Below are 14,851 nucleotides of genomic sequence, written 5' to 3'. Positions count from 1 at the left end.
GCCGGCGGGTAGCCCCCGGAGGGACTGTCAAAAACATGGATGTTTTTGCCAAGCCCCCATGGATGGGTTTACGGCGTGTCCCGGAGCGGGGCTACCCGACGGCCGCCCCAGCTCGTATGAAATGAAACGCTGCCGTTGGCGCAGAAACTCAACCGCGCTTGATCGGCGACACCCACATATCAATCCGCGCTTCGAACACCGCAGTGCCCGAAGCGTCGCAGACCTGCACATTCACCGGCAACGCATAGCCTGCTTCGGCAGCAACGATCGACTGCGCAGGCGTGGCCACCGCATGCTGGGTGCCGGTCGCCTTGGCCAGGTATTTGACCTCCATACCTTTGGGAATCCAGCGCATGCTCTTGGGCAGCGAGGCGTCGACCATCAGGCCGGCGGTGAGTTCGGCCAGGTTGCACAGCGCGATCGCGTGCACGGTGCCGATGTGGTTGGTGACCCTGCGCCGGTGCGCGATGCGGCCTTCGCAGCGGCCCGGTTCTAGCAGGGTGATGCGCGGGGCGATGCTGGCGAAGTAGGGCGCCTTGAAGCACACCGCGCGCGAGAACAGCCATTGGCCGGCCGGCCAGCGCTGCATGCGGTGGTACAGGTTCAACAGGGGAGCTGCCATGGTGTGTCTCCTCAAAAAAAACGGCGGACCGAAGTCCGCCGTTGTCGTTCATGCATGCGCAGCCGTTACGCTGCCTGCGACTGGGCGTCCTTGCGTTCGCGGTCGTAGTAGCTGGCCGAACGCAGTTCGTGCGGCTCGAAGTCGTCCACCGTGATGGTGTCCATCGTCAGCGTGCGCAGCTCTTCCAGCAGCGTGCGCTCGTCCTGGGTGATCACGCCTTCGGCCACCGCTTCGTCCAGCTGCGCGGTGAAGTCCAGCGCCTCGATGCCCTTGGTCTTGAGCGCCTTGATGAACTTGCGCTCCACCGGCTCGGCCATGATCGCCTTGGACAGGTAGCTGTTGATGCGGCCACCCGGGTTGTTCTCGCACGGGGTCAGGAACACGCCACTGGCCAGGCGGTCACGGGCTTCGTTGGGCGCCATCAGCAGCGCGGCCACGCGGTGGCCCAGGCGGTCGCCCGGCGCTTCGGCACGGCGGCCGAACGGGAAGATCAGCAGCCACATCAGCCAGCCGATCGGACGGATCGGGAAGTTGCGCAGCGCCGCCGAGAGCGATTCCTCGATCTTGTGCACGCTGTCATGGAACGCCCAGGCCAGCAGCGGCTGGTCGGCCACCGGCGCGCCTTCGTCGTGGTAGCGCTTGAGCATCGCACTGGTCATGTACACGTGGCTCAGCACGTCGCCCAGGCGGCCCGACAGCGATTCCTTGAACTTCAGCTTGCCGCCGAGGGTCATCATCGAGATGTCGGCCATCAGCGCCAGGTTGGCCGAGTAACGGTCCAGCTTGCGGAAGTAGCGGCGGGTATAGGCGTCGCCCGGGGCGGCGCCGAAGCGTGCGCCGGTCAGGCCCAGCCAGAACGAACGCACCGCGTTGGAAATGCCGAAGCGGATGTGCCCGAACAGGCTGCGGTCGAATGCCTGCAGGCCGGCCTTGGTATCCGGATCCTGCGCCGCCTTCATTTCCTGCAGCACCCACGGGTGGCAGAGGATCGCACCCTGGCCGAAGATCAGCAGGCTGCGGGTCATGATGTTGGCGCCTTCCACCGTGATCGCGATCGGCGCGGCCTGCCAGCTGCGGCCGGCGAAGTTGCGCGGCCCCAGGATGATGCCCTTGCCGCCGATCACGTCCATGACATCCGAGATCACCTCACGGCTCATGGTGGTGCAGTGGTACTTGGCGATCGCCGACGGTACCGACGGCACGTCGCCACGGTCCACCGCCGCGGCGGTGGCCTGGCACAGCGCGCTGATCGCGTACGCCTTGCCGCCGATGCGGGCCAGCGCTTCTTCCACGCCTTCGAAGCGGCCGACCGACAGGCCGAACTGCTTGCGGATGCGCGCATAGGCACCGGTGACCACCGCGCCGGCCTTGGCACCGCCACTGGCGGTGGAGGGCAGGGTGATCGAGCGGCCCACGGCCAGGCACTCGTTGAGCATGTTCCAGCCCTTGCCGGCCTTCTCGGCACCGCCGATCAGCTGGGTGAGCGGAATGAACACTTCCTTGCCGCGGATCGGACCGTTCTGGAAGGTCGAGTTGAGCGGGAAGTGGCGGCGGCCGATTTCAACGCCGGCGGTGTCGCGCGGCAGCAGGCCCAGGGTGATGCCGATGTCGCGGGTCGGGCCGATCAGGCCGTCCGGGTCGTACATGCGGAAGGCCATGCCGATCAGCGTCGCGACCGGGGCCAGGGTGATGTAGCGCTTGTCGAAGGTGAGCTTGACGCCGAGCACCTGCTCGCCGTTCCACTCGCCCTTGCAGACAATGCCGTAATCGGGAATCGAGGTCGCATCCGAACCGGCGAACGGACCGGTCAGGCCGAAGCACGGCACTTCGCGGCCATCGGCCAGGCGCGGCAGGTACTGGTCCTTCTGTTCCTGGGTGCCGTAGTGCACCAGCAGTTCGCCCGGGCCCAGCGAGTTGGGCACGCCGACGGTGGAGCTGACCACGCTCGATACCGACGCCAGCTTCTGGATGACCTTGTGGTGGGCCAGCGCGCTGAAGCCCAGGCCACCGTATTCCTTCGGAATGATCATGCCGAAGAATTTGTTCTTCTTGATGAAGGCCCACATGTCCGGCGGCAGGTCGGCGTAGACGTGGGTGATTTCCCAGTCATTGACCATCGCGCACAGTTCTTCCACCGGGCCATCCAGGAAGGCCTGTTCTTCGGCGGTGAGCTGCGGCTTGGGGTAGTTCAGCAGCTTGTTCCAGTCCGGATCGCCGGTGAACAGCTCGCCTTCGAAACCGACCGAGCCGGTCTCCAGCGCGATGCGTTCGGTCTGCGACAGCGGCGGCAGCACCTTGCGGAACACCTTCATCATCGGCGCGGTCAGCAGCGGCTTGCGGATGAACGGCAGCAGCAGCGGCACGGCGATGACGGCAACAATGGCCGCGGCCACGATCGTGGCGGTCTGGTTGATATAGGGAACGAACCAGCAGGCAGCCAGCAGCACCAGGCTGACGAGCGTCCAGGTGATCAGCCGCATCCGGTGGTAGGCGACGATGGCGCCTGCCAGCAGGATGGCGAGGAAGGGAACGACAATGCTCATGAGCGTGCTCCGGTGACGTGCTCGGTTGTGGCGGACTGTGCCACGGCGGAGGCCGAGGGCAACACGTCCAGATAGTCCAACACAGTAGCGATAAAGGCGTTGTTGTCGTCGCCGGCGACCATATGCGTGGCCTCCGGCAACTGCACGTGGCGTGCGTGCGGCACCAACGCCAGGAATTCGGCCACCGTTTGCGGGGTGACCAGGGTGCTGCGCCCGCCGCTGACCAGCAGCACCGGGCATTTCACCTGGCGCGCTGCTTCTGCAAGCGCATCCTGGTGCTGTTCGCTGTCGCGCGCCAGTTCGGCAACCAGGCGCGGGTCCCAATGCCAGCGCCAACGGCCATGGCCGTCTTCGCGCAGCAACGCGCGCAGTGAATCTTCCGACTTGCGCGGGCGGTGCGGCAGGTAGGCCGAGATCACGTCGGCCGCCTGTTCCAACGAGGCGAATCCTTCCGGATGCGCGGTCATGAACATCAGGATCTTCTCCACCCCGGCGGTGTCCCAGCGCGGGGTGATGTCCACCAGCACCATGGCCGAGAACAGGCCGGGCCAGCGCGCTTCGGCAAGCAGGCCGAACAGCCCGCCCATCGACGCGGCCACCAGGATCGGCGGCTGCGGTTGTTCGCCGGCCAGCACGATCAGGTCGTCGGCAAACTGCTCACCGTGGTACGCCAGCGTCGCCGGGTTCCAATCCGAATCGCCGTGGCCGCGCGCGTCGTAGGCCAGCGTCTGGTAGCCGGCCGCGGCCAGCGACTGCGCGGTGGCGGTCCAGGCGTGCCGGGTCTGGCCGAAACCATGGGCGAACAGCACGGTGCCGCGGCGGCCGGGGGCCGAGCGGGTTGCCGCCAGCACGGCGTCGTGCGCGGCGGTGAGGCGCTCGTCGGTGGTGGCGGGCGGAAGAGGGGTCGGGGTTACCATACTTGCTAGTATGGACCTGGCCTCGGGCATGTCAATACTCTCTAGTATGGTTGGCACGCCCAGGCAGCCACGCAGGGCGTGGCTGTACGGGGTGCAGGCCCGACAGCGCAGGGTTTTCCAGTCGCGGTTTCGGGCAATTCCACACAAACCGACCCCGGCGTATGGTTAAATCAGCGCATGAATGAACCTGAAGCTTCCGCCGGCGAGCCCCGTGCCGGCCGCAACAGCCGCCTGAGCGCGGAAGACTGGGCGCAGGCCGCCTTGGATCTCATCGCTGAACAGGGTGTCGGCGCGGTGGCGGTGGAGCCGCTGGCGCGGCGCTTGGGCGTGACCAAGGGCAGTTTCTACTGGCATTTCCCCTCGCGCGATGCGTTGCTGCAGGCCGCGCTGGAGCGTTGGGAGCTGTTCGAGCAGGAACAGGTGTTCGGCAGCCTGGAAGACGTGCCGGATCCGCGTGCACGCCTGCGCCAGCTGTTCCAGGTGGTGGCGCACGAAGTGCAGCCTCACATCATCTACAGCGAACTGCTCAAGGCGCTGGACCACCCGATGGTGCGCCCGGTGATCGACCGCGTGTCGCATCGTCGACTGGAGTACCTGGTGGCATCGTTCCGCCAGGCCGGGTTGAGCCGTACCGATGCGCAGCATCGTGCGCGGCTGGCCTATGCGGCCTACGTGGGCTTCCTGCAGTTGTCGCTGCAGCTGCAGCAGCCCAAGCCCGCGCGCGAGGATTTCGAAGCGTATGTGGAGCATGTGATCGAGACGCTGATCCCGATCGGTTGAGCCCACTGCACGGGTAGCGAAAAGGCCGCGGAATGCGGCCTTTTTCATGCGTGGAAGATGGCGCCGGACGCAGCGCCGGCACAAAAAACAACGGCCCCTTTCGGGGCCGTTGCTGCATCAGGTACCGATCAGTGGATCGATCAGAACTTCTGCTTGTACTGCACGTAGTAGTAGCGGCCCGGCAGGTCGTACTGCGGGTCGAACATGTTGTACGACACCGAGTACGAGGTCGGCGGCTGCTTGTCCCACACGTTGTTCAGACCCAGCATGACGGTGCCGTTCCACGGGGTGTTGTAGCGGAACTGCACGTCGTGGTAGGTGGTCGCGCCGATGTGGTTTTCCTGGTTGTCCGGATCCGAGCAGTAGCCCGACAGGGCGCCGCCCAGCAGGCAGGATTCGGTCATGCCGGACTTGTAGCGCAGGCCGTAGTTGATGCCGAAATCACCCAGGGTCCAATCCACGTACAGGTTGGAACGGATGCGCCAGTACGGATCCTGGTTCAGGTAGCGACCCTGGCGGCCGTCGACTGCGGAGTCTGCGGTGGCCTTGGTTTCCCACTTGCTCAGGTAGGTGCTGTCCCAGGTGACGGTGAACTGGCCGAACGAGGTTTCCGGCAGGCGGTAAGCCAGGCCCAGATCCCAACCTTCCACCTTGTAGGAGGACAGGTTCAGCAGCGGCATGTCGACGTTGACGATCGCGTAATGCTCGTTGTCCGCGCCGTAGTTCGGGTCACGCGTGATCAGCGGGCAGTACTGGGCCTGTTCCTGCGGCGAACCGCCGTAGCAACGGCTCATGATGTCGTCGATCGACGGGCGGGTGATCGAGTCTTCGATTTCGATCTGCCACCAGTCCAGCGTGACGTTCAGGCCGGTCACGAAGCTCGGGCTCCACACCAGGCCCAGCGTCTTGCTGGTCGAGGTTTCCGGCTTCAGGTCCGGGTTGGACTGCCAGGTGAACGGCTCTGCGGTCTGCAGCGGACCCGGGTCGCCATCGGTGTTCGGCTGGACCAGGTTGGCCGGCACGCCCTGGGCCTGGCACTGGGCCAGCACGCCACCGGTCGGGTTGTTGGCCGCGGCGCAGGGATCGGCGTAGGTTTCGAACGAGTCGGTGTCGCCACGGAACAGATCGTTGATGCTCGGCGCGCGGAAGCCTTCCGAGTAGTTACCGCGGATCATCAGGTCGTCGATCGGCTTCCAGCGGAACCCGTACTTGTTGTTGGTGGTGTTGCCGAAGTTGCTGTACTTCGAGTAGCGGGTTGCCACGCTGAAGTCGAGCAGCTTGGCGCCCGGCAGGTCAGCCAGCACCGGAATCGACAGTTCGAGGTAGACCTCGTCCAGGTCGTAGCCACCCTTGGTCGGGCTGGCGCCGTTGCCGGTGCTCAGGCCAGCGGCGATGAAGGCGTCCGGATCGAACTGACCGGTTTCCTTGCGGTACTCGTAACCCGCTGCGAAGGCCAGGTCACCGGCCGGCAGCGGAACGATCGTGCCGGAGATGTTGGCGTAGTAGCCCTTGGAGACCTGCGAGGCCGAGTCATGCGCGGTGAACGAGGTGTAGTCCAGCGCAGCCTGCGAGATCGAGCCTTCCGGACCCAGCGGGTTGATCGGGGAGCAGCCCGGGATGATCGCGCCACCAGCGCCGAAGCAGACGGCCTGGCCGGTCACCGGGTCGATACCCGACGGGCCGTAGGCCGCGTCCAGGTTCTGTACGTTGAACAGGCCGTAGGTCAGGTCGTTCTGGTCGGTCTTGTCGTAACGGTAGCCGACGTCCCAGTCAAAGGTACGGTCAGCGAACTCGAAGAAGCCTTCGAAGCCACCGTAGAAGTGCCAGTTCTTGACGTTCTGGTTGAACGAACGGCCGCCGGTTTCATTGAAACGACGGTTCACGCCGGTCAGGTTGACGCCGTACGGGTTGTACATGCTGTCGGCGCTGAGGGTCATGCCGGTCACCGGCATGGCGGCCAGCAGCTGCTCGGACTTACGCTCGTTGTACATCGCTTCCGTACGGAAGGTGATGTTGTCGGTGACGTTGTACGAACCCGAGGCGAACAGCGAGGTGCGCTCGTTCGGGGTCAGCAGGTAGTTGTCCGGAGCGGTGTTGTAGCCGTGCACGTTGGCCACGAACGGGGTTTCAACGCCGTTGATGATCACGTAGCGACGGCCAGCGCGCAGGTACGAACCCGGGATGCCGGTGCCGCTCTGGCCGCTGAAGAACGGCGGGCCACCGGCGGAGATCTTGCGATCACCGGCCATGACTTCGCGTTCGTTGACGTAGGAGGCGCCGATCATCACCGACGCGCGGTCGGTGGTGGTGCCCAGCACGAAGTCGGCGGCTTCACGCTCGCCGTCGCCCGCGCTGTACTGGCCCTTGTAGAAGTTGGCTTCCGCGCCGTCGAAGTCCTTCTTGGTGATGATGTTCACCACGCCGGCGATGGCGTCGGAACCGTAGATCGTCGAAGCGCCGTCCTTCAGCACGTCGATGCGCTCGACCATGGCCACCGGGATGGTGTTCAGGTCGACGCTGCCGTCCAGGCCGGTGGTCCAGCGGCGGCCGTTGACCAGCACCAGGGTACGCTGGGTGCCGAGGTTACGCAGGCTGATGCCGGCCGAACCATCACCACCGTTGTTGAAGGTACGGTTCAGCGCAGCGCCGTTGGCGGAGATGCGCTGCAGGACGTCGGCGATCGAGGTGACGCCCTGCTTGTCGATGTCCGCGCGGCTCAGGCTCAGCACCGGCTGCGAGGTCTCGATGTCGGTGCTCTTGATGCGCGAACCGGTGACCGAGATGCGGTCCAGGTTGGTCGTATTGGCGGCTTCCTGCGCCTGCGCGGTGGCGGTGCCGGCCGCGACGACCAGTGCAACGACCACTGCATCACGCAGCTTGTTGGACTTAAAGTTCATTGCTCTCTCTCTCCAAGGGAATCTTGGGTATTCACTGGGGTGTTTGCCTCAGGCGGTGCCAATAGAGAGCACCAATGACCACAAGGCTGACTCGATAGTAACTGCCACTTCGAAAGAATTAAAGTAGCGTTAATGAAGTCTGTGATCTGTGTGAAATTCGGCAAAGTCCTTGTGGATCAAGGTCCTTGAGAGGGTTGTAAGCGTCAGATGACTCATTTGTTAACAAATTGTTAGCAAAATAGTTGCAGTTGTTTTGTCACGCTCTGTATCAGGTTGGCGTGTTCAGCGATTTCAACGGGGGCGCTGGAACGACAAAGGCGCGCCATTGGCGCGCCTTTTCTGGTCTTTCCGGGTCATCGAAAGGTGGACTCAGAGGTCCTGTTCGTACCGCACGTAGGGGACGGTGCCCTCATCGGTGCTTTCGTTGCGGGGGGCGAAGGGGTTCTTGCCGCGGGTGACCACGTTTTCCGCACCGACGGTGAGCTGGCCGCTCCAGGGGGTACGCCAGGTCAGGCCCACGCCCAGGCCTTCCCACTTGCCGGGCTGGCCCGGCACGTCGACCACGCGGCCGATGATGTTGCCGCTGAAGTTGCCGTAGCCGGCACCCAGGGTGAGGCTCTTGCTGTCCCAGCGGTCCACCAGGGCCGGGGACATGTCGGACAACGGCACCAGGCGCGCCTTGGCATAGGTCCCGCCAATGGAGACGAAGCCCTCGCGGCCGATGTTCTTCTGGCCGAACACGGTCAGGTCGTTCTGCTCGGCGCGCAGCGCCGGCGACTTGTTCGGGCCGGCCAGCCAGGCGGGCAGGGTGTCCTTGCCGGTGCCGGCAGTGATGCCGACGCGGCCGCCGGGGCGGTTGAACGCCGCCGTCCCGGTGACCCGGCGACTCAATGCGTTGTCGTCCTCGTCACCCAGGCTGGCCAGCATGCAATGGCTGGCGAGCCCGCTGATGCTGGTGCCGCGGCTGCTGTTGCAGAGCAGGCCAAGCGAATCGCCCGAGGACAGCCCGAAGGCGGCATCCAGCGAACTGCGCCCGAAGTGCCAGCGGGCGCCGGCAGCCTGTTCCCCGGTGGGTTCCAGGTAGAGCAGGGCTTCGACCTTGCCGCTGCCCTTGTTCCAGACCGGAATCACCGTGCTGTCCTGGCGGGCCTTGGATTGCGCATAGGCGCCCGGGATCGCGGCGAAGGCAATCATCAGGGCCAGTGGTAGACGCAAAAGGGCGCGCATGGGAATTCTCAGACAGCGGTGATGAGCACAAGTTCCCGCCGAAGCGGGACACTGATCCTAGGGCGTTTATGAATTCTTAACAAGTCTTGGTTCTCCCCAGAACAAAACTCGCGCGGCGATTACTGAAGCCGTTCAGGTGCCGGTGAGGAAACAGCGGCATCGCGGAACAGTATGTCGAATTCCGTCAAGGGAAAGTGATACTCCCGTCCGCAAAATTCGCAACGGATGTCCACCGCCCCGGTCGGCTCGGCGGCGGCCCGGGCCTCGGCCTCGCCCAGCGACTGCAGCATGCTCTCCACCCGCTCGCGCGAGCAGGAGCAGGCAAAGCGGAGCGGGCGCTCGCCCAGCAGCTCGGGGGCCTCCTCATGGAACAACCGGTGCAGCAGGTCGGTGCCGTCCACGTCCAGCAGCTCCTGCTTGCCCAGGGTCTCGAACAGCGCACTGGCCCGGGACCAGCCGTCGGTATCGCCCTCGTCGCCGGGCAGCTTCTGCAGCAGCAGGCCGGCCGCGCGCTCGCCATCGGCCGCCAGCAGCAGGCGGGTGGGAAGCTGTTCGGACTGGCGGAAATAGTCTTCGAAGGCCTCGTCCATTCCGGACGCGCCCAGCCCGACCAGGCTCTGGTAGCGCTGCGGTTCGCGCGGGTCCAGGCCGGGGTTCTCGATGGTGATGGCCAGCAGGGCGTCCTCGCCCAGCGCGGTCAGGTCGCGCGGGGCATCGCCTTCGCCGGACAGCTGGACGATGCCGCGCAGGGTGCCGGCGGCGGTGCACTCGGCAAACAGCGTACGCATGGCGGTGTTGCTGCGCAGCTGGATCGACAGCCGGCCGTCTACCTTGGTGTGGCCGGTGAACAGGGCCGAGGCGACAGTGGCTTCGCCCAGCAGCTCGGCCGCGGCCGGCGGGTAGGTGCCATGGGAAAGGATCTGCTGCCAGCTGGCGTCGAGGTGCACGTGCACGCCGCGGACGCCGGCATCGGGAAGCAGGAAACGGACAAGGGAATCGGTCTGGGCGGTCATCGGGTCGGTGGCTGCGCTTAAGTAATGAGGGCGTGTTGCCGGATAATGCGCCGACAACCGTGCAAGCAGAGGATGCACCACTAATGGGGGCAGAGCGCAGCAACCACAAGGCCGAACCGGGCCTGGAACCGTCCCGCCGGCGCCGCTGGCGCTGGAAGCATCTGCTATGGCTGCCGGTGCTGTTCGTGGCCGGCAGCGTGCTGCAGGTGGCCGTACTGCGCTTCATCGACCCGCCGCTGTCGACGGTGATGCTGTGGCGCTATGGCGAGGCGCTGGGCCAGGGCGACTGGAGCTACCGGCTGCACTACCAGTGGCGCGACCTCGACCAGATGGCGCCGAGCCTGCCCATTTCGCTGGTGGCGGCCGAAGACCAGCGCTTTCCCGAGCACAACGGCTTCGACCTGCAGGCCATCGAAAAGGCGCGCGACCACAATGCGCGCGGCGGGCGCCTGCGCGGCGCCAGCACGATTAGCCAGCAGGTCGCCAAGAACCTGTTCCTGTGGCAGGGCCGCAGCTGGGTCCGCAAGGGGCTGGAGGTCTGGTACACGCTGCTGATCGAAACGCTGTGGCCGAAGTCGCGCATCCTGGAGATGTACGCCAACATCGCCGAGTTCGGTGACGGCATCTACGGGGCGCAGGCGGCGTCAAAGCAGTTCTGGAACAAGGATGCCGCGCGGCTGTCGCCGGCTGAAAGCGCCAGGCTGGCGGCCGTGCTGCCGGCCCCGCGCCGGTACGATGCCGCACGCCCCGGCCCGTACGTGCAGCGCCGCGCCGCCTGGATCCAGCGCCAGTCGCGGCAGCTCGGCGGCGGCGCCTATCTGAAGGATGAGTGAGCCATGACAATCGAACGCCTTACCCTGGTCATCGCGGCCCACAACGAAGCGCTGGCACTGCCGCTGCTGCAGCCGCGCCTGCGCGCGGTACTGGACGGCCTGGAGGGAATCGAGGGCCGCATCGTGTACGTCGACGACGGCAGCACCGATGCCACCTGGCAGGTGATGCAGGCGCTGGCGGCAGCCGACGACTGCGTCGGCGTGCTGCGCCTGTCGCGCAACTTCGGCAAGGAGGCGGCGCTGACGGCCGGTCTGGATTTCGTGGACGGGGGCGCGGTGATGATCCTCGATGCCGACGGCCAGGATCCGCCGGAGCTGATTCCGGAGTTCGTGGCGCTGTGGCGGCAGGGCTATGACAACGTTTACGGCACCCGCCAGGTGCGCGATGGCGAGAGCTGGCTCAAGCGCAGTACGGCGGCGGCGTTCTACCGGGTGATCGGCCGGATGTCGCGGATTCCGATTCCGGCTGATACCGGGGACTTCCGGCTGTTGTCGCCGCGCGCGCTGCAGGCGCTGGGTCAGCTGCGTGAACGCCACCGGTTCATGAAAGGCCTGTTCGGCTGGGTCGGCTTCCGCCGTATCGCGTTGCCGTATCACCGGCATGCGCGGATGGTGGGGGACAGCAAGTTCGGCTTGTGGAAACTGTGGAACTTCGCGCTGGAAGGCATCACCAGTTTCTCCACGGTACCGCTGCGTGCGGCGACCTACCTGGGTATGGCCACGGCCAGCGTGGCCTTCCTGTTTGGACTGTGGGTGGTGCTGAAGGCGGCGCTGTACGGTGACCGGGTGGCCGGCTACCCCACGATGATGGCGGTGATCCTGTTCCTGGGCGGGGTGCAGCTGATCGCGCTGGGCCTGATCGGGGAGTACCTGGGCCGGCTGTACGAGGAATCCAAGCAGCGGCCGCTGTACCTGGTTGACACCTGGCATGCACCGTTCGTGGCAGACTCGGCCGTGCATCCCATCGGTGGAGAGCAGCGAGATGACCACGGTACGACAGCTGTTGGAAGGCAAGTCCCCTGAGGTTTTCGCGGTAGGCCCGGAATCGGCGGTGATCGACGCGATCCGGTTGATGGCCGACAAAGGCATCGGCGCGGTCCTGGTGATGGACGGCCGCAGCCTGGTCGGCATCCTGTCCGAGCGCGATTACGCGCGCAAGGTCGTGCTGCACGAGCGTTCGTCGCGGACGACGAAGGTCAGCGACATCATGACCGCCAAGGTGGTGACGGTGGCGCCTTCGGAGCAGGTGGAACACTGCCTGCAACTGGTCACCGACTACCGCATCCGCCACCTGCCGGTGGTGGACAGCGGCGGCGTGATCGGCGTGATCTCCATCGGCGACCTGGTGAAATCGGTCATCGACGAACAGGCCCAGAAGCTGGACCAGCTGCAGCAGTACATCGTCGCCGGCTGAGCTGCCGGTGGCGTGGGTGTCGCCGGTAGGCATCGACCGTTGGTCGATGCACGCGAAGAGCAGCGTTTCAGTTGTTCCGTGCTGGGGCGGCCGACGGGCAGCCCTCTACGGGACACGCCGTAAACCCATCCATGGGGGCTTGGCAAAAACATCCATGTTTTTGACAGTCCCTACGAGGGCTACCCGCCGGCCGCCCCCGACAGTGGGTCGTGTGCGGATGCAAACGGCAAACACGCATGGCGTGTCCCTGCGCGCCAGCGGCGCGGTAGGGTCGGTTCCCGAACGACCGCACGGAACGCCACCACGTTCAATGGCGCATGAGAACAATCGGCGTTGCCGTTGATTTCCGTTAGCCACCCGCCGGCCCTGCGCGACGAACATATCAGGCGAGAGCTTTCGCTCTTCGCCGATCACTTCGCGTAACGACCGCCACAATTCGAATCCTCACCCGGCCCGGTTTCAATCGTGGCCAGCAGCGCCGCCGGCGGGGCAATGCTGCCCAGCGTGAGCGCGATTGCGCCGCGCACTCCCAGCGCCTTGAAGTCCGGCCGGAACGACGGATCCTTGAACGTGCCGCCGATGCGCAGCGGCGAACGCAGCGCCAGGATGCTGATGTCCTTGGGACGTGGACGCAGCAGCAGGTCGAGCTTTTCCTGCTTCAGGTCGACGGTGCCTTCGCCCAGGATCAAGGTGTCGGTGGTATCGAACGCCAGCTGCTGCGAGGTCATCAGGCCACGCTTCACGCCAAAGTCGCCCCACGCGCAGCGCAGCGGAATCTGCTTGTCGCCGGTGAACAGGAACTTCAGCGACTCGGCCACGTCCAGGCCGGCCAGTTCCATGATCAGGTTGCCGACATGGCCGCGTCCGATGCCCACCGCCACGGCGCCATCGGAACTGCCCAGCATGGTCGCGATCGAGTTGCCGCTGCCACTGAGGTTGACCTCACCGCTGATTCCGCCAGAGGCCTGCTCGGCCAGCTTCGCGTCGGGGAACAGCTTGCCCAGCTGCACCTTGCGGATGCTGGCCTTGAGCTGGGTCGCGATGGTGGGGGTGCGGGCATCCATGCGGATGGTGCTGCGGATGTCGCCGCCGGCCACGCCGAAGTTGAGCGGCTCCAGGCGCAGCAGGCCATCATCCAGTTTCAGGTGCGCATCCATGTCGTCCAGCGGCAGCGCGGGCGAGTTGATGCGTTGTGCCTTCCAGTGCACATCGGCGTCCATCGCGCGCAGCTTGCTGAGGTCGTACGGCGTATCCGGAAGCACGCGTGCCTTCACCGCGAGTGCGGCGGCCTTGGCCTTCTGTTCGGCATTGGCCGATTCGCCGGCACCGGTCTTGGGCGGCGCGCCGACAAAACCGGCGAGGTCATCGAAGTCCAGCCGCTTGGACACCAGCTCGGCCTTGAGGAACGGCCGCTCGCCACTGACGTCGATCTGCGCGGTACCGCCCAGGTCGCTGTCGCCGGCCACGCCAGTGAAGTTTTCGTACCGCCAGACATCGTTGTTGCGCTTGAGGCGACCTTTCAGGCGATAGGGCGGGGTCGAGGGAATGGCCAGCCCGACCAGTGGATACAGGTCTTCCATGTCCTGCCCGCTCAGCGCGAAATCCAGATCGAAGGTGCGCAGCGCAAAGGGGTTGGTCAGGGTGCCGCTGGCGATGGCGCGGGTATTGCCGGCGCGGCCATCGAGATGGATGCGGAACGGGTGGTCGCTGTTGGTCAGTTCCAGCGGAGATTCGGTATTGCCAGCCAGCGTGAACGGATTGCCCTGCCAGCGGCCCTTGCCGCTGACCATCAGCGGCGGTGCGCTGTCGGCATTGCGGGGTTTGCCGCTGGTGATGGCGACCAGGATGTCGGTTTTCCCGGCGGCATCGAGGAATTTCAGGCGGCCATCGTCAACCAGCAGCCGCTGCAGCACGGGCGGTTCGCCATCGCTGGGGCCAAGAAAATCCCAGTTGCCGGGCTGGTCCTTGCCGGGCGCGGTTTCCAGCAGCAGGTCGGGGCGGGTCAGGCGGATTTCGGGAATGCGGATTTGCCCGCGCAGCAGGGGCCAGGCGCGCAGATCGATTTCAGCACGGTCGGCGCTGGCCATGCGCGGGGTCTTGGACCATTCGGCATTGGCGAAGGTCAGGCCGTCGGCACGCACGGTAAGGGTGCGCCCGAGATCGACATCCAGATTGCCACCGATATGGAATTCGCGCCCGGTCTTGGCCTGCACCGCGCGTTCGACCGGCCCTTTGAACCAGTTCCAGTCCCACAGCGCGATCACCAGCAGGATCAGAGCGAACAGGAACACCAGCACGGCCAGCCAGCGTTGCCCGCGCTTCCCGGGGCGGCGCAGACGCCAGCGTGAGCGGGAGGAGGGCGTATCAGGCGTAGGCGCGGGGACGGTATTCACACGCCCATCCTTGCCCGTTCATCGTGCAGGTAACGCGAAGCATTGGTAAGGATCGCGTCAGTGTGGCGCCAAAAGCCAAAAGCCAAAAGCCAAGCTAAAGCGCGTGCTGTTCACTTTTACGAGCTGGGGCGGGCGGGGGTATGCCATTGCGGGACACGCCGTGAACCCATCCATGGGGGCTCGTTCGCGCCATCCATGGCGCTCTACGGTCC

11 protein-coding genes are annotated in these 14,851 nt (G+C 65.5%); 4 read left to right on the top strand and 7 right to left on the bottom strand.

What is annotated here, in order from left to right:
• Window positions 1-148: 148 nt before the first annotated feature.
• The 3 genes from QMX79_RS15950 to QMX79_RS15940 form a co-directional block, all read right to left on the bottom strand.
• Complete coding sequence (locus tag QMX79_RS15950; RefSeq protein WP_282247603.1) at window positions 149-622, bottom strand: hotdog fold domain-containing protein; 474 nt, start codon at window positions 620-622, stop codon at window positions 149-151.
• A 65-nt stretch (window positions 623-687) separates the two neighbouring features.
• Window positions 688-3,165, bottom strand: coding sequence for an acyl-CoA dehydrogenase (locus tag QMX79_RS15945; RefSeq protein ID WP_282247602.1), 2,478 nt, complete (start codon window positions 3,163-3,165; stop codon window positions 688-690).
• On the bottom strand, window positions 3,162-4,082 hold the full coding sequence (locus QMX79_RS15940; protein WP_282247601.1) for an alpha/beta hydrolase: 921 nt from the start codon (window positions 4,080-4,082) through the stop codon (window positions 3,162-3,164). The genes QMX79_RS15945 and QMX79_RS15940 overlap by 4 nt, the downstream gene beginning before the upstream one ends.
• A 177-nt stretch (window positions 4,083-4,259) precedes the next feature.
• Between QMX79_RS15940 and QMX79_RS15935 the strand changes: the two genes are divergently transcribed.
• Entirely contained in the window at window positions 4,260-4,862 is a 603-nt protein-coding gene (locus tag QMX79_RS15935) for a TetR/AcrR family transcriptional regulator (protein WP_068853700.1), read from the top strand.
• 140 nt (window positions 4,863-5,002) lie between these two features.
• Here the strand turns inward: QMX79_RS15935 and QMX79_RS15930 are convergent, their stop codons facing one another.
• From QMX79_RS15930 to QMX79_RS15920, 3 genes are all read right to left on the bottom strand, one after another.
• Window positions 5,003-7,759, bottom strand: coding sequence for a TonB-dependent receptor (locus QMX79_RS15930; RefSeq protein WP_282247600.1), 2,757 nt, complete (start codon window positions 7,757-7,759; stop codon window positions 5,003-5,005).
• A 369-nt stretch (window positions 7,760-8,128) separates the two neighbouring features.
• Window positions 8,129-8,953, bottom strand: coding sequence for a hypothetical protein (locus QMX79_RS15925; protein WP_282247605.1), 825 nt, complete (start codon window positions 8,951-8,953; stop codon window positions 8,129-8,131).
• Window positions 8,954-9,105: 152 nt separating this feature from the next.
• A complete protein-coding gene (locus QMX79_RS15920) occupies window positions 9,106-9,999 on the bottom strand; it encodes an Hsp33 family molecular chaperone HslO (protein WP_282247599.1) in 894 nt (297 codons plus the stop codon).
• An 83-nt stretch (window positions 10,000-10,082) separates the two neighbouring features.
• On the opposite strand from QMX79_RS15920, the gene mtgA reads away from it, so the two are divergent.
• Genes mtgA through QMX79_RS15905 form a run of 3 tightly spaced genes read left to right on the top strand, consistent with a single transcriptional unit; the run spans window position 10,083 to window position 12,246 of the window.
• A complete protein-coding gene (mtgA, locus tag QMX79_RS15915; protein WP_282247598.1) occupies window positions 10,083-10,832 on the top strand; it encodes a monofunctional biosynthetic peptidoglycan transglycosylase in 750 nt (249 codons plus the stop codon).
• 3 nt (window positions 10,833-10,835) lie between these two features.
• Window positions 10,836-11,855, top strand: a complete 1,020-nt coding sequence (locus QMX79_RS15910; RefSeq protein WP_282247597.1) for a glycosyltransferase family 2 protein — start codon at window positions 10,836-10,838, stop codon at window positions 11,853-11,855.
• Window positions 11,815-12,246, top strand: a complete 432-nt coding sequence (locus QMX79_RS15905) for a CBS domain-containing protein (protein ID WP_282247596.1) — start codon at window positions 11,815-11,817, stop codon at window positions 12,244-12,246. The genes QMX79_RS15910 and QMX79_RS15905 overlap by 41 nt, the downstream gene beginning before the upstream one ends.
• 410 nt (window positions 12,247-12,656) lie before the next feature.
• Here QMX79_RS15905 and QMX79_RS15900 read toward each other — a convergent pair whose 3' ends face one another.
• A complete protein-coding gene (locus QMX79_RS15900) occupies window positions 12,657-14,582 on the bottom strand; it encodes an AsmA family protein (protein ID WP_282247604.1) in 1,926 nt (641 codons plus the stop codon).
• Between the last annotated feature and the right edge of the window lie 269 nt (window positions 14,583-14,851).

Origin of the sequence: Stenotrophomonas sp. PS02300 (assembly GCF_029959395.1) — a bacterium.
In the GTDB taxonomy this organism is placed as follows: domain Bacteria; phylum Pseudomonadota; class Gammaproteobacteria; order Xanthomonadales; family Xanthomonadaceae; genus Stenotrophomonas; species Stenotrophomonas maltophilia_AD.
This window is presented reverse-complemented; position numbering and strand designations above follow the sequence as displayed.